Source organism: Mycobacterium sp. M23085, from assembly GCF_045343915.1.
In the GTDB taxonomy this organism is placed as follows: Bacteria; Actinomycetota; Actinomycetes; order Mycobacteriales; family Mycobacteriaceae; genus Mycobacterium.
Window position 1 is genome coordinate 4,790,373 of the sequence record NZ_CP174280.1, and the last position, 18,617, is coordinate 4,808,989.

At 67.1% G+C, this 18,617-nt stretch carries 17 protein-coding genes; 11 read left to right on the forward strand and 6 right to left on the reverse strand.

Annotated elements, in window-relative coordinates:
* Position 1: 1 nt before the first annotated feature.
* Positions 2 to 649, reverse strand: coding sequence for an oligoribonuclease (gene orn / locus ACIUM1_RS22545; RefSeq protein ID WP_406814747.1), 648 nt, complete (start codon positions 647 to 649; stop codon positions 2 to 4).
* Positions 650 to 881: 232 nt separating this feature from the next.
* Between orn and ACIUM1_RS22550 the strand changes: the two genes are divergently transcribed.
* Entirely contained in the window at positions 882 to 2,462 is a 1,581-nt protein-coding gene (locus ACIUM1_RS22550; RefSeq protein WP_406814748.1) for a helicase HerA-like domain-containing protein, read from the forward strand.
* A gap of 3 nt (positions 2,463 to 2,465) precedes the next feature.
* Here ACIUM1_RS22550 and cmrA read toward each other — a convergent pair whose 3' ends face one another.
* Positions 2,466 to 3,272 (reverse strand): mycolate reductase, encoded by an 807-nt coding sequence (gene cmrA / locus ACIUM1_RS22555; RefSeq protein WP_406814749.1) that lies wholly within the window; start codon positions 3,270 to 3,272, stop codon positions 2,466 to 2,468.
* 69 nt (positions 3,273 to 3,341) lie between these two features.
* Between cmrA and ACIUM1_RS22560 the strand changes: the two genes are divergently transcribed.
* Positions 3,342 to 4,694 (forward strand): MFS transporter, encoded by a 1,353-nt coding sequence (locus tag ACIUM1_RS22560; protein WP_406814750.1) that lies wholly within the window; start codon positions 3,342 to 3,344, stop codon positions 4,692 to 4,694.
* 17 nt (positions 4,695 to 4,711) lie between these two features.
* Here the strand turns inward: ACIUM1_RS22560 and ACIUM1_RS22565 are convergent, their stop codons facing one another.
* Both ACIUM1_RS22565 and ACIUM1_RS22570 read right to left on the reverse strand, forming a co-directional pair.
* The gene (locus tag ACIUM1_RS22565; protein ID WP_406814751.1) at positions 4,712 to 5,491 is read right to left on the reverse strand and encodes an MmpS family transport accessory protein; all 780 of its coding nucleotides are present in this window, start codon (positions 5,489 to 5,491) and stop codon (positions 4,712 to 4,714) included.
* Between the two features lie 64 nt (positions 5,492 to 5,555).
* Positions 5,556 to 6,212 (reverse strand): TetR/AcrR family transcriptional regulator, encoded by a 657-nt coding sequence (locus tag ACIUM1_RS22570; RefSeq protein ID WP_406814752.1) that lies wholly within the window; start codon positions 6,210 to 6,212, stop codon positions 5,556 to 5,558.
* A 183-nt stretch (positions 6,213 to 6,395) separates the two neighbouring features.
* On the opposite strand from ACIUM1_RS22570, the gene ACIUM1_RS22575 reads away from it, so the two are divergent.
* The 8 genes from ACIUM1_RS22575 (at position 6,396) to ACIUM1_RS22610 (ending at position 16,082) form a co-directional block, all read left to right on the forward strand.
* Positions 6,396 to 7,994 (forward strand): carboxyl transferase domain-containing protein, encoded by a 1,599-nt coding sequence (locus ACIUM1_RS22575; protein ID WP_406814753.1) that lies wholly within the window; start codon positions 6,396 to 6,398, stop codon positions 7,992 to 7,994.
* A gap of 5 nt (positions 7,995 to 7,999) precedes the next feature.
* On the forward strand, positions 8,000 to 10,015 hold the full coding sequence (locus ACIUM1_RS22580) for an acetyl-CoA carboxylase biotin carboxylase subunit (protein WP_406814754.1): 2,016 nt from the start codon (positions 8,000 to 8,002) through the stop codon (positions 10,013 to 10,015).
* On the forward strand, positions 10,012 to 11,178 hold the full coding sequence (locus ACIUM1_RS22585) for an acyl-CoA dehydrogenase family protein (protein WP_406814755.1): 1,167 nt from the start codon (positions 10,012 to 10,014) through the stop codon (positions 11,176 to 11,178). Before ACIUM1_RS22580 ends, ACIUM1_RS22585 begins: the two co-directional genes overlap by 4 nt.
* Before the next feature lie 46 nt (positions 11,179 to 11,224).
* Entirely contained in the window at positions 11,225 to 11,722 is a 498-nt protein-coding gene (locus tag ACIUM1_RS22590) for a MaoC family dehydratase (protein ID WP_406814756.1), read from the forward strand.
* Positions 11,719 to 12,540 (forward strand): HpcH/HpaI aldolase/citrate lyase family protein, encoded by an 822-nt coding sequence (locus ACIUM1_RS22595; protein ID WP_406814757.1) that lies wholly within the window; start codon positions 11,719 to 11,721, stop codon positions 12,538 to 12,540. The genes ACIUM1_RS22590 and ACIUM1_RS22595 overlap by 4 nt, the downstream gene beginning before the upstream one ends.
* A gap of 228 nt (positions 12,541 to 12,768) precedes the next feature.
* Positions 12,769 to 13,851, forward strand: a complete 1,083-nt coding sequence (gene pdhA / locus ACIUM1_RS22600; protein ID WP_406817818.1) for a pyruvate dehydrogenase (acetyl-transferring) E1 component subunit alpha — start codon at positions 12,769 to 12,771, stop codon at positions 13,849 to 13,851.
* A 9-nt stretch (positions 13,852 to 13,860) separates the two neighbouring features.
* Complete coding sequence (gene bkdB, locus ACIUM1_RS22605) at positions 13,861 to 14,916, forward strand: 3-methyl-2-oxobutanoate dehydrogenase subunit beta (RefSeq protein WP_406814758.1); 1,056 nt, start codon at positions 13,861 to 13,863, stop codon at positions 14,914 to 14,916.
* Positions 14,913 to 16,082, forward strand: coding sequence for a dihydrolipoamide acetyltransferase family protein (locus tag ACIUM1_RS22610; RefSeq protein ID WP_406814759.1), 1,170 nt, complete (start codon positions 14,913 to 14,915; stop codon positions 16,080 to 16,082). Before bkdB ends, ACIUM1_RS22610 begins: the two co-directional genes overlap by 4 nt.
* A 19-nt stretch (positions 16,083 to 16,101) precedes the next feature.
* Here the strand turns inward: ACIUM1_RS22610 and ACIUM1_RS22615 are convergent, their stop codons facing one another.
* Positions 16,102 to 16,872, reverse strand: coding sequence for an enoyl-CoA hydratase (locus ACIUM1_RS22615; protein ID WP_406814760.1), 771 nt, complete (start codon positions 16,870 to 16,872; stop codon positions 16,102 to 16,104).
* Between the two features lie 450 nt (positions 16,873 to 17,322).
* Positions 17,323 to 17,733, reverse strand: coding sequence for a hypothetical protein (locus ACIUM1_RS22620; protein WP_406814761.1), 411 nt, complete (start codon positions 17,731 to 17,733; stop codon positions 17,323 to 17,325).
* A 543-nt stretch (positions 17,734 to 18,276) separates the two neighbouring features.
* On the opposite strand from ACIUM1_RS22620, the gene ACIUM1_RS22625 reads away from it, so the two are divergent.
* On the forward strand, positions 18,277 to 18,471 hold the full coding sequence (locus ACIUM1_RS22625; protein WP_406814762.1) for a hypothetical protein: 195 nt from the start codon (positions 18,277 to 18,279) through the stop codon (positions 18,469 to 18,471).
* Positions 18,472 to 18,617: the final 146 nt, after the last annotated feature.

Genomic DNA, 18,617 nt, shown 5'->3' on the forward strand with positions numbered 1-18,617 from the left:
ACTAGCCGGTTGGCGGCGCGGAGGCCGAATCGCTTGGCCCCGGTGCGTCTTTTCCGTCGCCAAGCCTGGCGACCACCGCCTCGATTTCGCTGGTAGAGGGGCCTGGCGGCGGGACGAACACGGTTTGCCGATAGAACTGCAGCTCGCGGATGGACTCGTGGATGTCGGCCAGTGCGCGGTGGGCCAGCCCCTTGACCGGCTGGCCGAAGTAAATTCTCGGGTACCAGCGCCGGCAGAGTTCTTTGATCGAACTCACATCGATCATCCGGTAGTGCAGGAACGAGTCCAGGGCGGGCATGTCACGCGCGATGAAGGCGCGGTCGGTGGCGATGGAGTTCCCGGCCAGCGGCGCCGTCTTGGGCTGTTTGACGTGTTCGCGGATGTAGTCCAGAACCATCGCCTCGGCGGTCGCCAGGTCGACGGTGGATGCCCGCACCTCGTCGGTCAGGCCGGAGCGCGAGTGCATTTCGGTGACCACCTCGCCCATCGCCGCGAGCGCGGCGTCGTCGGCATGGATCACCACGTCGACTCCCTCGCCGAGAACGTTCAATTCGGCGTCGGTCACCAGCGCCGCGATCTCAATCAGTTTGTCCGAGCCCAGATCAAGCCCGGTCATCTCGCAGTCGATCCACACCAATTCGTCCCGCACAGCGCTCAGACTAGTGGTGATCGCAAGGGCGGCGGAGCCGGGCGCTGGGGGTATGCCCCTTGCCGCGGCACGCATGGGGATACCACCACCCGCTTGCGGGCGACGTGTCGCCCCCATCGGCCTGGGCCCAGGTGGAGCCCGCGCCGCAGCTCAGCCCCGCCGCAGAGCGGGAGAAGTAGGGTGAGCGTTGTCGAACTGCATGCCGAACGCTCGGGAAGAGGGACGCAGCACGATGAGCACCGATTCAGCGGCCACGGCCGCCACGCGGATCGCCGACGGCTATGCCGTGAACGGCCAGGCACTGGAATTGGGCACCGTCGTCATCGACGGGGTAGCCGACCCGGCGGCGCAGATCCGCATCCCGTTGGCCACCATCAACAGACACGGCCTGGTGGCCGGGGCCACCGGAACCGGCAAGACCAAGACGCTGCAACTGATCGCCGAGCAGCTCAGCGCCGCGGGCGTCCCGGTGCTGATGGCCGACGTGAAGGGCGACCTGTCCGGACTGTCCAGGCCGGGCGAGGGCAACGACAAGACCGCCGCCCGGGCCAAGGACACCGGTGACAATTGGGCGCCGACGGGGTTTCCGGTCGAGTTTTTGTCGTTGGGCACCAAGGGAATCGGCGTCCCGATCCGCGCGACCGTCGACAGTTTCGGCCCTGTCCTGCTATCAAAGGTGTTGGGGCTCAACGCTACTCAAGAGTCAACGCTGGGGCTGATCTTCCATTGGGCGAAGGATCAAAACCGCCGGCTGGTCACCACCGACGATCTGCGTAGCGCCATCGGCCACCTCACCAGCGACGAGGGCAAGGAAGACCTGAAATCACTGGGCGGCGTGTCGGCGACGACCGCGGGCGTGATCCTGCGGGCTCTGGTGAACCTCGACGCCGAGGGGGGCGACACCTTCTTCGGCGAACCCAAGCTCGACCCGAACGATCTGCTGCGCGTCAACGACCAAGGCCAGGGCGTCATCTCGCTGCTGGAATTCACCGGTCAGCCGGTGCGTCCCGTCATCTTCTCCACCTTCCTGATGTGGCTGCTCGCCGACCTCTACACCCAACTGGACGAGGTCGGCGACGTGGACAGGCCGAAGCTGGTCTTCTTCTTCGACGAGGCTCACCTGTTGTTCGCCGACGCGTCCAAGGCCTTCCTCGAGCAGGTCGAGCAAACGGTCAAGCTGATCCGCTCGAAGGGCGTCGGGGTGTTCTTCTGCACCCAGTTGCCCACGGATATTCCCAACGACGTCCTCTCCCAGCTGGGCGCCCGGATTCAGCACGCGCTGCGGGCGTTCACGCCCGACGACCAGAAGGCGCTGAGCAAGACCGTCCGTACCTACCCCAAAACCGATGTATACGACCTGGAGTCGGCGTTGACGTCGTTGGGAATCGGCGAGGCGGTGGTCACCGTGTTGTCGGAGAAGGGCGCGCCGACGCCCGTCGCATGGACCCGCATGCGGGTGCCCCGCTCGCTGATGGCGTCGATCGGCCCCAAAGCGATCACGGACGCGGCGAAAGGCAGTCCGCTGCAGGCGAAGTACGGCCAGACGGCGCCCCGGCCCGGGCAGTCTGAGCCCGGCCCGCAGCCGCCGCAGACCCAACCAGCGCCGCAGCCGCCGCAAGCCGAGTCCGGCTACCCGCCGGTCCCGCCGAATGAGCCGGTACCGCCGATGCCGGAGCCGGCGGAGCCGAAGGGCGCGAAGGGACCCTCCATGTGGGAGGAAGTGCTGCAGAACCCGACGGTGAAAAGCGGGATCAACACCGCGATACGCGAAGCGGTGAAAGGCATATTCGGTTCCGGCCGCCGCCGGAAGTAGCGCCTACCCGCCGCCCAGCTTCTTGTAGAACGCGCCGACGATCGGTGCCACGATAGCGCGCGGACCGTACCCGCTGGCCACCGACATCGCCTTCGACGTTAAGCCGGGAACCACACGCATCTTGTTGCGCGCCAACGCATCCAGTGATACCCGCGCGGTGTGTTCGGTCGAGATCCACAGGAAGTCGGGCACCAGGCGCTCGACGATCGAGGCCTCGGCGTCGTCGGGCAGATCGGTCCGCACCGGGCCCGGCGCCAGCAGCGTCACGTGCACACCGAAACCGCGCAACTCGCCGCGCAGCGATTCACTGAAGGTGTTCGCAAACGCCTTGGTGGCCGCATAGGTGGCGTTATAGGGGATCGGCGAATTGCCTGCCGCCGAACCGGAAATCAGGATGCCGCCGGACCTGCGCTCGACCATTCCCGGCAGCACCGCCAACGTAAGGTCGTGCACGCCAAGGACATTGAGCTGCAACTGAGCCTTTTCGCCGGCCGGATTGAGCGTGGCAACCGGACCGAACGTCGCGGTGCCCGCATTGGCGCACAGGATCGAGATCGGGCGAGCGGCCAGCTCGTCGCACAGCTTCGCGCGTTCGCCCGGGTCGGCCAGGTCGGCGGGTCGCACCTCGACGGTGACGCCGTACTCGTCGGTCAGGCGGGCGGCCAGGGCCTTGAGCAGTTCTTCGCGGCGCGCGGTGACGATCAGGTGGTATCCGCGTGCGGCGAGTTCAGTGGCGAGCGCTTCACCGATGTTCTGCGAAGCTCCGGTGACAACGGCGCGCGCCTCGGGGCTTGGAGCGGGTAGCGGCATGCGCCCAATCGTAGACAGCGGGCCAAACGGGCCCCGCAGGCGATCGCGAGCGCGGATAGAGTGCCGGGCATGAGCCAGCCCGAGTCGCCTCGTGCCATCCCCGCGCGATCGCGGGTGGTGGCGTGGGCCCTGTGGGACTGCGGCTCCACCGGCCTGAACGCGATCGTGGCGACCTTCGTCTTTGCCGTCTATTTGACCAGCAGCGTCGGGGTGGGGATAGCCGGCGCCACGACGCCGGCCAGCTGGTTGGGCCGCGCGGCTGCCATCGCCGGGCTGACCGTCGCCGTGCTCGCGCCCGCCGTCGGGGTGTGGGTGGAGTCCCCGCATCGCAGGCGGGTGGCACTGAGCGTGCTGACCGCCGCGGCGGTGACGCTGACCTGCCTGATGTTCTTCATCCGGGACCGCCCCGGCTACCTGTGGGCGGGTCTGGTGCTGCTCGGGGCGACGGCGGCCTGCGGCGACTTGGCCAGCGTCCCGTACAACGCCATGCTGCGTCAGCTGTCGACGCCGCAGACGGCCGGGCGGATATCCGGATTCGGCTGGGCGGCGGGTTACGTCGGAAGCGTTCTGCTGCTGCTGGTGATCTACACCGGCTTCATCTCCGGATCCGGCAAGGGACCCGACGCGACGCGTGGCCTGCTGCGAGTTCCCTTGCGGGACGGCCTTTATGTCCGTGAGGCGATGTTGGTGGCCGCGATCTGGCTCGCGGTGCTGGCGTTGCCCTTGCTGTTCGTCGCGCACCGGCTGACCGAGTCGCCGGAGGAATACCAGCCGACGAGCATGCTGGGTGGCTACCGCAAGTTGTGGACCGAGGTCGCCGCGGAATGGCGGCGCGACCGCAACCTGGTGTACTTCCTGTTCGCCAGCGCGCTGTTCCGGGACGGGCTGGCCGCGATCTTCGCGTTCGGCGCGGTGCTCGGCGTCAACGTGTACGGCATCTCGCAGGCCAACGTGCTGATCTTCGGGGTGGCGGCCAGTGTGGTCGCCGCGGTGGGCGCGGTGCTGGGCGGCTTCGTCGACCATCGTGTCGGATCGAAGCCCGTCATCGTGGCGTCACTGTTCGCGATCGTTGTCCTGGGACTGACCTTGATGGTGCTGTCCGGGCCGGTGGCCTTCTGGGTGTGCGGGCTGCTGCTGTGCATGTTCATCGGGCCGTCGCAGTCGTCGTCGCGCGCGTTGCTGTTGCACATGGCCAAGCACGGCAGGGAAGGCGTCGCGTTCGGCCTCTACACGATGACCGGGCGGGCGGTGGCGTTCGTGGCGCCGTGGCTGTTCTCGGTGTTCGTCGACGCCTTCGGTGCCGTGCGGGCCGGCCTGGGCGGGATCTCGCTGGTGCTGATCGCCGGGTTGCTGGCGATGCTGGCGGTGCGGGTTCCGCTGCGTGGCGCCGCGGTAGCCGAGCCCGCGGCCGAGCCGTCGTAGTCGGCTGGATGCGGTGCCTAGCCGCGGGCGTCGCAGATCGTCAGGCCGCCGCCGACTCGCTTGCTGACCTGAACCCCGTCTACGGTCAGGGTGCAGGTGACGCTGTGGCCGATGTTTACGATCGTGACGTTAGGCGGGTGGTCAGCCGACTTCGACAGGCTGACTTCCTTGCTCCAGGGCAGCGCGACGTTGAATTCGGTTTGGATGAGTCCGCCGGTGTCGATGTACATGATGCTGATCGCACGGCCCTCACCCGAGACGGTGTAGACGATGTCTTGCATCGCGGCGGGCCCGGTTGTCTCGGGCGGCAGCTCCGGGGCGCTGGTGGGCGGTATCGGGGCTGGGATGAGCGAGGGCGACCTGTGTGTCGATGTCGTCGGCGTTTGCGTGCTCGGCTCGGGCATCGCCGGCAACGGCGGGACGGCGGTCTGGGTTTTGATCGCGTCGTTGGCCAGCACCAGCGCGATCACCAACGCGACGACCAGCAGCACCGCCGCGCCGGCGCCGATCCATAGCCAGCGCGACGATTTCGGGCCGCGGGGCGGCGGGGGAGCCATGCCCGTCGGCATGTCACCTGACGGGGGAAGGTCGTGCTGCCAGTACGCCGGCAGCTGCTTAGTCGTGTTCAGCTCGTTCGGCGCGGGCGCCCAGGGCGACGTCGTCCCGCCATAGCGCTGTGCGTAGGGCATCTGGTCGGCATACGCGGGATCGGCGGGCGGCGGCGCATACCTCGGTTGCGGTGGCCCCGGCCGCGATGTAGGAAACCGCTCGGTGGGACGTGAATCGTTCATGTCCACCTCATGAGTTGCCAGGGTACCTGGATTCGCTGATAACGCCGCGAATCACTTTACGACGGGCTGCTCAGGGGCACTGATTTCCGGCCGCCAGGGCGGCCACCGTCATCGCCCGCATGACGGCGCGCGACCGCGCCGCCCGGCCGGCTTTGCTGCGCGAAGTATCCGGTGACTTCATGCTGTGCGGTGTCGAATTCAGCAGGCCGAATACGGCGTGCGCGGTCAGTCGGGCGTCGGCCTCGGCCAGCTCCGGGTTCAGCTCGCGCAGCACGCCCACCCAAACCTCGACGTATTGGCGCTGCGATTTGCGCACCTGCTTTTCGGCGGCCTCGGGCAGGTACGTCAGATCGCGATCCTGGATTCGAATCAGGTCGGGTTCGTTGAATACGAAGTCCAGATGGAAATCGATCAGTCCGTCCAGCGCGGCCGCCGCATCGCTGCTGTCGCTCTGCACCTGCCGGGCACCGGCGAGCAGCCGGGTGCTGATCCCCACCAGCAACTCGACCAGCAGCGACTCCTTGTTAGGGAAATGGCGGTAGATGGCCGGGCCGCTGACGCCGGCGGCCGCACCGATGTCTTCCAGGCGCACCGCCAGGAACCCGCGCTCGGCGAACAACCGCTCAGCGGCGGACAACAGCTGTAGGCGGCGGTCGGATTTCAACCGACTCCGGCGATTCGGAGCGTCGGCGGGACCGGCCCGGCCCTCGGAGGCGGACGCTGTCATGACGGACCTCCGTTTGGTCAATTGGCCCTAACCTAGCACGAGTTATTCACGATTAACTCGCGCTTTTCGGGGGTCGGGGTCCTCGCTGGACCGGCAGAGGCGGCAATGGTATTCTCACCCTTGAGTTAATGATCATTAACTCAAAAAGCCCGACCGCACGACGGCAAGGAGGCTGCTGCGGCGATGGACAACGTGGTGGCCTCGCCCGCCAGGGCCGGGGCGTCGTTCTCCGAAGAGCACCGCCGACTGGTGGGTGAGTTGAATGCCAAGCTGGCGGCGGCCGCGCTGGGCGGAAACGAGCGCGCGCGGGAGCGTCACGTCAGCCGCGGGAAGTTGCTGCCCCGCGAACGGGTGGACCGGCTGCTCGATCCGGGGAGCCCGTTCTTGGAGCTTTCCCCGCTGGCCGCGGACGGCATTTACGACAACGAATCTCCCGGGGCCGGGATCATCACCGGCATCGGCCGGGTCTCGGACCGCGAGTGCGTGATCGTCGCCAACGACGCGACGGTCAAGGGCGGCACCTACTACCCGATGACGGTGAAAAAGCACCTGCGCGCCCAAGAGGTGGCGCTGCAGAATCGGCTCCCGTGCATCTACCTGGTGGACTCCGGTGGCGCGTTCCTGCCGCGGCAGGACGAGGTCTTCCCCGACCGCGAGCATTTCGGCCGCATCTTCTACAACCAGGCGACCATGAGCGCCAAGGAGATTCCGCAAGTGGCCGCGGTGCTCGGTTCGTGCACCGCCGGCGGTGCCTACGTGCCCGCGATGAGCGACGAGGCGGTCATCGTCCGCGAGCAGGGCACCATCTTCTTGGGTGGTCCGCCCCTGGTCAAGGCGGCGACCGGAGAGATCGTATCGGCCGAAGACCTCGGCGGTGGCGACCTGCATTCCCGGGTTTCGGGCGTCACCGACCACCTCGCCGAGGACGACGAAGATGCCTTGCGGATCGTCCGCGCCATCGCGGCCACCTTCGGCCCGCGCGCGCCCAGCCCGTGGGACGTGCGGTCGCCGGTGGCGCCCAGGTGCGCCCAGACGGAGCTCTACGACGTGGTGCCGCCCGACCCTCGGGTGCCCTACGACGTGCACGAGGTCATCGTGCGGTTGGTCGACGGCGGTGAATTCAGCGAATTCAAGGCCAACTACGGCAAGACGCTGGTTACCGCGTTCGCCCACATCCACGGCCACCCGGTGGGCATCGTGGCCAACAACGGCGTGCTGTTCAGCGAATCCGCCTTGAAGGGTGCGCATTTCATCGAGCTGTGTGACAAGCGCAAGATCCCGCTGCTGTTCTTGCAGAACATCGCCGGCTTCATGGTGGGCCGCGACTACGAGGCCGGCGGAATCGCCAAGCATGGCGCCAAGCTGGTCACCGCCGTCGCCTGCGCGCGGGTGCCCAAGCTGACCGTCGTGATCGGTGGATCTTATGGTGCGGGCAACTACTCGATGTGCGGCCGGGCGTATTCGCCACGCTTCCTGTGGATGTGGCCCAACGCCCGCATCTCGGTGATGGGCGGCGAACAGGCCGCCTCGGTGCTGGCCACCGTGCGCGGCGAGCAGCTCGTCGCCGCGGGCAAACCGTGGTCGGCCGACGAGGAAGAGGCGTTCAAGGCGCCGATTCGCGAACAGTACGAAAGCCAGGGCAACCCGTACTACTCCACGGCTCGGCTGTGGGACGACGGGATCATCGACCCCGCCGACACCAGAACGGTTGTCGGGCTTGCTCTTTCGGTGTGCGCCCAAGCACCGCTGGAGCCGGTCTGCTACGGCGTCTTTCGGATGTGAGTGCAATGTTCGAGACCGTATTAGTGGCCAACCGCGGCGAGATCGCGGTACGCGTGATCCGCACCCTGCGCCGCCTGGGCATTCGCTCGGTCGCCGTCTACAGCGATCCCGACGCCGGGGCGCGGCACGTCCTCGAGGCCGACGAAGCGGTGCGGCTGGGTCCCGCCGCGGCGCGCGAGAGCTACCTGAACATCGACAAGGTCGTCGAGGCGGCCGTGCGCACCGGGTCTCAAGCGATCCACCCGGGCTACGGCTTCCTCTCCGAAAACGCCGATTTCGCCTCCGCCTGCGAGCGGGCCGGGGTGGTCTTCCTAGGGCCGCCCGCCCGGGCGATCCAGGTGATGGGCGACAAGATCACCGCCAAGAACGCCGTGGCCGCCTTCGGCGTCCCGGTGGTTCCCGGGGTGGCCAAGCCCGGGTTGAGCGATGACGAACTGGTCGCGGCCGCCGACGACGTCGGATATCCGGTGTTGATCAAGCCGTCGGCGGGCGGCGGCGGCAAGGGCATGCGCTTGGTGGAAGAACCGGCCAAGCTGCGCGATGCGCTGGTGAGCGCCCGGCGGGAGGCCGCCTCGTCGTTCGGCGACGACACTCTTTTCCTGGAACGATTCGTATTGCGGCCCAGGCACATCGAGGTGCAGGTACTCGCCGACACGCGCGGCAACGTCGTGCACCTGGGCGAGCGCGAGTGCAGTCTGCAGCGCCGCCATCAGAAGGTCATCGAGGAGGCGCCGTCACCCTTGCTCGACGAGGCGACGCGGGCGCGCATCGGGGCGGCCGCCTGCAACACCGCCCGCAGCGTCGACTACGTCGGTGCCGGCACGGTCGAGTTCATCGTATCCGCGGACCGGCCCGACGAGTTCTTCTTCATGGAGATGAACACCCGCCTGCAAGTTGAGCATCCGGTCACCGAGGCGGTCACCGGGCTGGACCTGGTCGAGTGGCAGCTGCGGGTGGCCGCCGGCGAAAAGCTGGGATTCGCCCAGGACGACATCGAACTGCGCGGGCACGCCATCGAGGCCCGGGTGTACGCCGAGGATCCGGCGCGGGGCTTCCTGCCGACCGGCGGGCGGGTGCTGCAGGTCTTTGAGCCGTCGAATGACGGTGTGCGGGTTGACTCCTCGCTGCTACCCGGCACGCTGGTCGGCAGCGACTACGACCCGATGCTGAGCAAGGTGATCGCCCACGGGGACAACCGTGACGAGGCGCTGGCGAAGCTCGACCGGGCATTGAGCCGCACCGCGATCCTGGGCGTCCAGACCAACATCGAATTCCTGCGCTTCCTGCTCGCGGACGAGCGGGTGCAGGCGGGCGATCTGGACACCGCGATACTGGACGAGCGGCTGGCGGACTTCACCCCGCGGCCGGCGCCCGATGACGTGCTCGCGGCGGCCGGCCTCTATCGGCAATCGGCCCTGGCGTTCCGGGCACGCCGGTTCGCGGGCAATCCCTGGGCCGAGCCGACGGGATGGCGGGTCGGCGGCAGCCCGGCGCCGGTCCGCACCGACATGCGCACCCCGCTGCGCAGTGAGACGGTGTCGGTGCGGGGTCTGCCCGAGGCGGCCAAGGTGCAGATCGGTGAGGGTGAAACCTTTTCCGCCGCAGTACAACTCGAGCCCGCGATGATGAGCGTGACATTGGACGGTGTACGGCGAGAATACCGCTGGGCCGAAGCCGACCGGCACCTGTGGATCGCCGACGAGCGCGGAACCTGGCACCTGCGTGAGGCCGAGGAGAACAAGATCCACCGCGCCGCGGGCGCGCAGCGGGCCGAGATCGTCAGCCCGATGCCCGGCAGCGTGATCGCGGTTCAGGCATCCTCGGGCACCGACGTTTCCGAGGGCGACGTGGTGGTCGTCGTCGAGGCGATGAAAATGGAACATTCGCTTGCCGCGCCGGTTTCCGGACGGGTGGAGGTGCTGGTCTCCGTCGGCGAGCAGGTGACGGTGGATCAGGTGCTGGCCCGGCTGGTGCCCGAAGACTCCAGCGCGACAGTCGATTCGAGTAAGGACGCGTCATGACCACATCCATTACCGCGGGGACACTGCCCAAGGAATATCAGGATCTTCGCGACACGGTCGCCGAGTTCGCCCGCACCGTGGTCGCTCCGGTGTCGGCCAAACACGATGAGGAGCACAGCTTCCCGTACGAAGTCGTCGCCAAGATGGGGGAGATGGGCCTGTTCGGTTTGCCGTTCCCCGAGGAGTACGGCGGGATGGGCGGCGACTACTTCGCGTTATCGCTGGCGCTCGAGGAACTCGGCAAGGTCGACCAGTCGGTGGCGATCACGCTGGAAGCCGGTGCCAGCCTCGGCGCGATGCCGATCTATCGGTTCGGCACCGAAGAGCAGAAGCAGAAGTGGCTGCCGGACTTGACGGCCGGCCGCGCGCTCGCCGGCTTCGGCCTCACCGAACCGGGGGCGGGTTCGGACGCCGGGGGAACACGCACCACGGCCCGCCTCGACAACGGCGACTGGGTGATCAACGGCAGCAAGCAGTTCATCACCAACTCCGGCACCGACATCACCTCATTGGTCACCGTCACCGCCGTCACCGGCACCGCCGCCAACGGTAAGAAAGAGATTTCGTCGATCATCGTGCCGAGCGGCACACCGGGATTCACCGTCGAGCCGGTGTACAGCAAGGTCGGCTGGAACGCGTCGGACACCCACCCGCTGAGCTTCGATGACGCCCGCGTCCCGGAGGAGAACCTGCTGGGTGCCCGGGGCGCCGGCTACTCGGGGTTCCTGTCTATCCTGGACGAGGGCCGCATCGCGATCGCCGCGCTGGCGACCGGGGCCGCGCAGGGCTGCGTCGACGAAAGCGTCAAGTACGCCAAGGAACGCCAAGCGTTCGGTCAGCCGATCGGCGCCTACCAGGCGATCAGCTTCAAGATCGCGCGGATGGAGGCACGCGCCCATGTGGCGCGCACCGCCTACTACGATGCGGCTGCAAAGATGTTGGCGGGCAAACCATTCAAGAAGGAGGCGGCAATCGCGAAGATGATCGCCTCGGAAGCTGCGATGGACAACGCCCGCGACGCCACCCAGATCCACGGCGGCTACGGCTTCATGAACGAATATCCGGTGGCGCGGCACTACCGCGACAGCAAGATCCTCGAGATCGGCGAAGGGACTACCGAAGTGCAGTTGATGCTCATCGCGCGATCGCTGGGACTGTCATGACCCGCGCCGGCGACGATGCGGTGGGAAGCGATGAGGAGCGGCGCGTATGACCGAAGGTAAGTCGGTTGTCCAGCGGGGTTTGTGGTTTGAGGAGTTCGAGATCGGCACCACCTACCTGCACCGGCCCGGCCGGACGGTGACCGAGGCCGACAACGTCCTGTTCACCACGCTGACCATGAACACCCAGTCGCTGCACCTCGACGCGGCGTGGGCCGCCGAGCAGCCCGGCTTCCGCGGCGAGCGCCTGGTGAACTCGATGTTCACTCTGTCCACCCTGGTCGGGCTGTCGGTGTCGCAGCTGACGCTCGGCACCATCGTGGCCAACCTGGGCTTCTCCGAGGTGTCCTTCCCCAAGCCGGTTTTCCACGGCGACACCCTGTATGCGGAGACGGTGTGCACGGCCAAGCGCGAATCGAAGAGCCGGCCCGGCGAAGGCATCGTCACCCTCGAGCACACCGGACGCAACCAGCACGGCGACGTCGTCGCGCGCGCGGTGCGCACCACGCTGGTGCAGAAGCGCCCGAGCAACGAGGAGGCCAAGTGAACCTGCAAGCCGCCGGTCCGGGATGGCTGTTCTGCCCGGCCGACCGCCCCGAGCGTTTCGCCAAGGCCGCCGCAGCCGCCGATGTGGTGATACTCGACCTCGAGGACGGCGTTGCCGAGGCGGACAAACCCGCGGCACGTAAGGCGTTGCAGGAGACGCCGCTGGATCCCGAGCGCACCGTGGTGCGGGTCAACGCGGCCGACACCGCGGAATACCCCTTGGACCTTGAAGCGCTGGCCGGCACCCCGTATATGACGGTGATGTTGTCCAAGACCGAATCGGCCGCGCAGGTGACGGCGCTTGCGCCACGCGATGTGATCGCGCTGCTGGAGACGCCGCGCGGCGCGGTGTTCGCGGCCGAGATCGCGGCGGCACCAGGCACCGTGGCGCTGATGTGGGGCGCCGAAGACCTGGTCGCCACGCTCGGCGGTAGCTCCAGCCGCAAGGCGGACGGCACCTACCGTGACGTCGCCCATCACGTGCGGTCGACGGCCCTGCTCACGGCGTCCGCCTTCGGTCGGGTCGCGCTCGACGCGGTGCACCTGGACATCCGGGACCTCGACGGCTTGCGGGACGAGGCCGAGGACGCCGTCGCGCTGGGCTTCGCCGGAACGGTGTGTATCCACCCGAGCCAGATCCCGGTGGTACGCGCGGCGTATCGCCCCAGCGAGGAGCGGCTGGACTGGGCACGACGGGTGCTGACGGCCGCACGATCCGAGCGCGGGGTCTTCGCATTCGAAGGGCAGATGGTCGACTCGCCGGTGCTCAAGCACGCGCAAATGACGTTGCGCAGAGCGGGCGAGACCCTCCCCGAGTAGACCGGACGGCTGCCTGGGCTGAGCGCGACACGCTGCGCTTGTCGTTGCAATCAACCCGGTCTCATTTGAGCGCATAATGGTGGGTACGTCAGTGTCGCGGCGAGCGAAGTGTTTCGTGTAACCGGCGATCGATCTCCGCTCGCGGTAGGTCTCGGCTGAGCGTGTGCCGGGACCCGCTGTGGCTCACCGGGCCACGCGGCATCCGGCGAGGAAGGCGGTGTGGCGCAGATGTCTTCGGTGCCGATGACTGTCGACCTCGAGCCGGTGCAGCTCGTCGCGCCCGATGGTTCACCCACGCCCGAACACCGTTACAGCCGTGGGCTTCCCGCGGAAACGCTGACCTGGCTTTACGAGATGATGGTGGTTACCCGCGAGCTGGACGGCGAATTCGTCAACCTGAAGCGGCAGGGAGAGCTGGGGCTGTATGCTTCCTGCCACGGCCAGGAAGCCGCCCAGGTTGGAGCCGCGGCGTGCCTGCGCAAGACGGATTGGTTGTTTCCCCAATACCGGGAACTCGGAGCGTTTTTGGTGCGCGGCATCCCGCCCGGCCACGTGGGGGCCGCGTGGCGCGGAACGTGGCATGGCGGCCTGGACTTCACCAAGAAGTGCTGCGCGCCGCTGTCGATTCCGATCGGCACCCAGACCCTGCACGCGGTCGGGGCGGCGATGGCTGCCCAACGGCTGGGCGAGGATTCGGTGACGGTGGCTTTCCTGGGCGACGGTGCCACCAGCGTGGGAGACGTGCACGAGGCGCTGAACTTCGCGGCAGTGTTCGGCACGCCCTGCGTGTTCTTCGTGCAGAACAATCAATGGGCGATCTCGGTGCCGGTATCCAAGCAGACCGCCGCACCATCGCTGGCGCACAAGGCAATTGGCTACGGAATGCCCGGAATCCGGGTGGACGGCAACGACGTCCTGGCCTGCTATGCGGTGACGGCCGAGGCCGCCGCGCGGGCCCGCGCCGGCGGCGGGCCGACGTTGATCGAGGCGGTCACCTACCGTTTGGCGCCACACACCACCTCCGATGATCCGAGTCGATACCGGACGCAGGACGAAGTTGACCGCTGGGCGGCGCTGGAACCGATCGCCCGGTACCGCAGCTATCTGCAAGGCCAGGGCCTGTGGTCGCAGCGGTTGGAGGAGCGGATTGCCGGTCGCGCACAGCGGATGCGGACGGAACTGCGTGACGCGGTTTTTGACGCACCCGACTTCGACATCGACGAGGTGTTCACGTCGGTGTACGCCGAAATCACACCGGGATTACAGGCGCAGCGGCGGCAGCTGCGGGCCGAACTCGACCGAAGTGATTGAGAGGCGTCCATGACACAGCTCGCCGATCGTCCGGCCGGCCACGACGAAACACTCACCGCGGCAGTAGCGAACGTCGCGGTCGGCGCGCAGTCGCTGACCATGGTGCAGGCGCTCAACCGGGCGCTGCATGACGCGATGGCCGCCGACGATCGGGTGCTGGTGTTCGGCGAGGACGTCTCGGTCGAGGGAGGGGTGTTCCGGGTTACCGAGGGACTGGCCGCGGCGTTCGGCGAGGACCGTTGCTTCGACACGCCCCTGGCGGAGTCCGCCATCATCGGGATCGCGGTGGGGCTGGCGTTACGCGGCTTCGTGCCGGTACCCGAGATCCAGTTCGACGGGTTTTCCTACCCGGCCTTCGATCAGGTGGTCAGCCACCTGGCGAAGTACCGCACCCGTACCCGAGGCGAAATCAACATGCCGGTGACGGTCCGCATCCCGTCGTTCGGGGGAATCGGTGCCGCCGAACATCATTCGGATTCCACCGAGTCGTACTGGGCGCACACGGCCGGGTTGAAGGTGGTGGTGCCGTCCAACCCGGCCGACGCGTATTGGCTGCTGCGTCACGCGATCACCTGCCCGGACCCGGTGATGTATCTGGAGCCCAAGCGCCGGTATCAGGGCCGCGGACTGGTTGACGTCACCCGGCCCGAACCGCCGATCGGGCAGGCGATGGTGCGCCGGCCTGGCACCGACGTGACCGTCGTGACCTACGGCAGCCTGGTCAGCACCGCGGTCGGTACCGCCGAAGATGCGCAGCGGCAACGCGGTTGGAGCCTGGACGTCATCGATCTGCGGTCCCTGGTGCCGCTGGACTTCGACACCGTCGCCTCGTCGATCCATCGGACGGGGCGCTGTGTTGTGATGCACGAGGGGCCGCGCAGCCTGGGGTATGGAGCGGGGTTGGCCGCCCGAATCCAGGAAGAGTTGTTCTACGAGTTGGAGGCCCCGGTGTTGCGCGCGTGCGGGTTTGACACGCCCTACCCACCGGCGCGGCTGGAGAAGTGGTGGCTGCCTGGCCCGGACCGGCTGCTGGATTGCGTCGAGCGCGTGTTGGCGCAGCCATGAGTGACGAGCGGATCAAGCCTTTTCGGGTGCCCGACCTCGGTGAGGGGCTGGAAGAAGTCACGGTGACGCAGTGGCACGTGGCGGTGGGCGACGAGGTCGAGCTCAATCAGGTGCTGTGCACCGTGGAGACCGCCAAGGCCGAAGTGGAGATCCCAAGTCCGTACGGCGGGCGGATCGTCGAAAGGAACGGCGCCGAGGGCGATGTGATCAGCGTAGGCGCGGTGTTGCTGCGGATCGACACGGCACCGCACCACGCCGACCTACCGGCGGTGGAAAAGGCGGTGCCCACGCTGGTCGGTTATGGCGCGGACGCAGCCATCGACGCCAGCCGGCGCACCACCCGTCCGCTCGCCGCCCCTCCGGTGCGCAAGCTGGCCAAAGAGCTGATGGTGGACCTCAACTCGGTGCAGCACGGCGCCGGCGCCGTCATCACCCGGGAGGACGTGTTGTCGGCGGCGCGGGGGGAGGGCAATGGCGCCGATGTCCGGCCGGTCCGGGGTGTACAGGCCCGGATGGCGGAGAAGATGACGTTGTCGCACAAGGAAATTCCGGCGGCCAAGGTCAGCGTCGAGGTTGACTGCACCGAGTTGATCAGGCTCTCGGACCGGTTCAGATCGGCGGAGGGGACCATCACGCCCTTCGTGCTCATGTTGCGCCTGCTGGTCATTGCGTTGCGCCACAACGAGGTGTTGAACTCGACCTGGGTCGACTCGCCGCAGGGGCCGCAGGTGCGCGTGGACCATCGGGTGCATCTGGGCATCGCGGTGGCCACCGATCGCGGACTGCTGGTGCCGGTGATCGCCGACGCCCACGGCAAGACCACCCGAGAATTAAGCAGCCGGGCAGCCGAATTGATCGCCGGTGCGCGCGCGGGCAGCCTGGGGCCGGGGGAGTTACGTGGCTCGACGTTCACCGTGACGAATTTCGGGGCGCTGGGTGTGGACGACGGTGTGCCGGTGATCAACCACCCCGAAGCCGCCATTCTCGGCCTGGGTGCGATCAAGCCGCGGCCCGTCGTCGTGGATACCCAGATTCTCGCGCGCCCGACGATGACGCTGACCTGTGTGTTCGACCATCGCATCGCCGACGGTGCGCAAGCCGCTCAATTCGTCTGCGAGCTCAGGGATCTGATCGAATCGCCCGACACCGCGCTGCTGGATTTGTAGATTTCGCGCCAGAGACCGTCTATCTGCGTTGCGCTGCGGCCAAACGCTCTGCGAACTCCGGTGATTGGATGGAATGGGACTGCGGCCCGAGCTCGGCGCGCATGGCGAGCTGGTGTTGCTCGTTGTCCAGTGAACCCGGACTGACGGTGGCGCGCATGGTCGCCTTGGTTGCCAGCACCACTTCCCGCGGAGCCGCCGCCGGGCCGGCGGCCAGCTCCAGCGCCGCAGCCACCGGATCGTCGGCGACGCTCAGCGCTAAGCCGTGGCGCACGGCGGCGTCGGCGTCGAACCGCATGCCGAACAGCAGGGCCGCCCGGGCGACCTGCGGGCCGACCGCCCGCTGCAACATCCATGTGGCCCCCCCGCCGGGATGCAGCCCCAGCTTCTGGAACCGCGCATCGAACACGGCGGCGGGTCCGGCAATGCGCACATCGGCCGCCAAGGCCAAATTCAGGCCAGCGCCCACCGCCGCCCCGTTGACCGCGGCGATGGTGGGCAGCCTGCAACTCCCCAGCGCCATGAAGCCGTCATAAAGCTGCTGCAGCCCCGACTCGGCGGATCCGCCCCCGGCGGCGCCCAAGGCACTGAGGTCGGCGCCCGCGCAGAACGCCTTGCCTGCCCCGGTGACCACCACGGCGTGCACTTCGGGATCGGCTTCGGCCCGCTCGACGGCCTCGCGCAGGCGCCCCGAGGACTCGGCGGTTATCGCGTTGCGCCGACCGGGATCGTTGACGGTGATCAGCGCGACGCGGTTGGTGACGTCGCACAGGATGAGTTCGGACTGGGCCATCGGGCACCTCCGGAATCGGGGCTTTAGCTGTGGATCCGCCTAGAGCACACCGGGCCGTCGGCGGCACGGTCACGGGCGAGGTAAGACTACGTCGTGCCTTGCGCAGGGGGTGGATCGGCGTGAGCGCGATTAGCGAGAACGAACGGGGAAAGGCCGGCATTCGGCACCGGCGAGCCGGTCATATTGCGTCGTCCCGAGCGCCGAACGCCATTAGCGGTTGACCCGAGTCCCCTCGGCCTGGCGCGCAAACGTGAAAACCTTTGCCGACGGCGGGGCTGGATATCGGAATGTACAAGTAATGCTGTATTTATCGAAACGTTATCTGCAGCATTTACGGTGTTCGGCCCGAATCCGAGGCGACCTGGTGAAAGGCGGAGTCGGGTGTCGGCCCACCGGCGAGGCGTCAACGCCTCAGCAGCGGCGCTGTTGAGCCAAAGATCGCGGGTTCCGCTACAACTCGGGTTTCGCTAGCTTCTTCGCTAGCTCATTGAGTTCGGCCTGGCGCTCGCGCACCGCGCACCCCCGCCGCTCCGTGCGGGCGCCCTGCAGAACGGCCGTCGGCAGCGCATCATCACGCAACCTGGTGTTCGCGTAATGTATTGCGGCATCGATCATTTCGATGTACCGCTCCGCTTCATCCTCTGCGCAAGAGCCGACGATGCGCTGGACTTCATCCCAACATGGATAGGAAGAAAACCGGGCATCGAGTTGTTGCTGGGAGACCTGCGTTCCAAAGTAACAACGCCAGTCTCGGCTCAACCAACCCCTGGTTTTGACTTCGACTTTAATTCGATTTCCAACACCAGCTATGAACCTCGGCTCCCCGACGCGTACCACCGGCTGCCAGTCATTCGACGCCATATATCGCCAACCCCTCGAAGAGAAGACGCTCTAGATAGTGATGTCCCCGTAAGCGCCATCCGCATCGTTTCGACACGCTGTTCCCCGAAAGATTAAACAACAAACTTTTGGCAGTCACTTCGACTTTTTCATGTTCGTCAGAAGGTATGGAAACAGCCCTAATGCATTACCCGCGGTTCGTCGCATGAACTCTGCGACCGTTGCTGGCGTGCGCCTGAATAGCGGGTGACGCGCGCCGCTCTGCCACTGTATGAGCACCATCATGAAGTGACTTTCGAATCCGCCAGCGGATTCGTTAGCAGATTCGTCGAAACCTGCGGTGGCTTAAGCCCGGACTCCGGGCAGGGTCGCAGCCAAGGATCCGTTGAGGATCCGCCAAGGCGCGCTCGGCAGGCTCGTGTCAGCCCGAAAGGGCATCCCACTGGGCATCAACGCTAGGAGCACCTCATGCGAACAACGGGCTATGGGACACCGCGGCACGGAATTACGGCCCACCGGGCGTACGTGAGAACGCGCGGTCAAAGAATCGGATACCTGCGGGTGATGTCGGTCTCCGTCGCGACGGCCGGGCTGATCGGCCTCGGTGTTGGCGTCACCAGCCTCGCTCATCCGTTGGCCGGCCGGCACTGTTCCGTTCCGGGCATGACCACGCAGGACGCCACCGGCCTCACCTTGTCGTGCAGCCCGGCGTCGATGGGAAACCGTGAGGCGGTGTGGCAGTATGTACCGGCGTCGTAAACACGTTAAAGCAAGTGGCACAGCCTGTTTCGGTTGGATCGAACACCCCCAAAAGGTGGCTATCGGCAAGGACGAACGAGCGCCACCGCCGGTCGCCTCACGCTGGGCGGCCAGCCGGGTCGCCGCGTTTGACCCCGGGCGCCGGA

Bases quoted from the DNA above. Each gene is read 5' to 3' on its own strand.
- bkdB (WP_406814758.1), top strand. From the start codon at position 13,861: ATGACACAGCTCGCCGATCGTCCGGCCGGCCACGACGAAACACTCACC.
- ACIUM1_RS22610 (WP_406814759.1), top strand. From the start codon at position 14,913: ATGAGTGACGAGCGGATCAAGCCTTTTCGGGTGCCCGACCTCGGTGAG.
- ACIUM1_RS22580 (WP_406814754.1), top strand. From the start codon at position 8,000: ATGTTCGAGACCGTATTAGTGGCCAACCGCGGCGAGATCGCGGTACGC.
- ACIUM1_RS22550 (WP_406814748.1), top strand. From the start codon at position 882: ATGAGCACCGATTCAGCGGCCACGGCCGCCACGCGGATCGCCGACGGC.
- ACIUM1_RS22620 (WP_406814761.1), bottom strand. From the start codon at position 17,733: ATGGCGTCGAATGACTGGCAGCCGGTGGTACGCGTCGGGGAGCCGAGG.
- ACIUM1_RS22575 (WP_406814753.1), top strand. From the start codon at position 6,396: ATGGACAACGTGGTGGCCTCGCCCGCCAGGGCCGGGGCGTCGTTCTCC.
- cmrA (WP_406814749.1), bottom strand. From the start codon at position 3,272: ATGCCGCTACCCGCTCCAAGCCCCGAGGCGCGCGCCGTTGTCACCGGA.
- ACIUM1_RS22570 (WP_406814752.1), bottom strand. From the start codon at position 6,212: ATGACAGCGTCCGCCTCCGAGGGCCGGGCCGGTCCCGCCGACGCTCCG.
- ACIUM1_RS22560 (WP_406814750.1), top strand. From the start codon at position 3,342: ATGAGCCAGCCCGAGTCGCCTCGTGCCATCCCCGCGCGATCGCGGGTG.
- ACIUM1_RS22585 (WP_406814755.1), top strand. From the start codon at position 10,012: ATGACCACATCCATTACCGCGGGGACACTGCCCAAGGAATATCAGGAT.
- ACIUM1_RS22625 (WP_406814762.1), top strand. From the start codon at position 18,277: ATGTCGGTCTCCGTCGCGACGGCCGGGCTGATCGGCCTCGGTGTTGGC.
- ACIUM1_RS22615 (WP_406814760.1), bottom strand. From the start codon at position 16,872: ATGGCCCAGTCCGAACTCATCCTGTGCGACGTCACCAACCGCGTCGCG.
- pdhA (WP_406817818.1), top strand. From the start codon at position 12,769: ATGTCTTCGGTGCCGATGACTGTCGACCTCGAGCCGGTGCAGCTCGTC.
- ACIUM1_RS22590 (WP_406814756.1), top strand. From the start codon at position 11,225: ATGACCGAAGGTAAGTCGGTTGTCCAGCGGGGTTTGTGGTTTGAGGAG.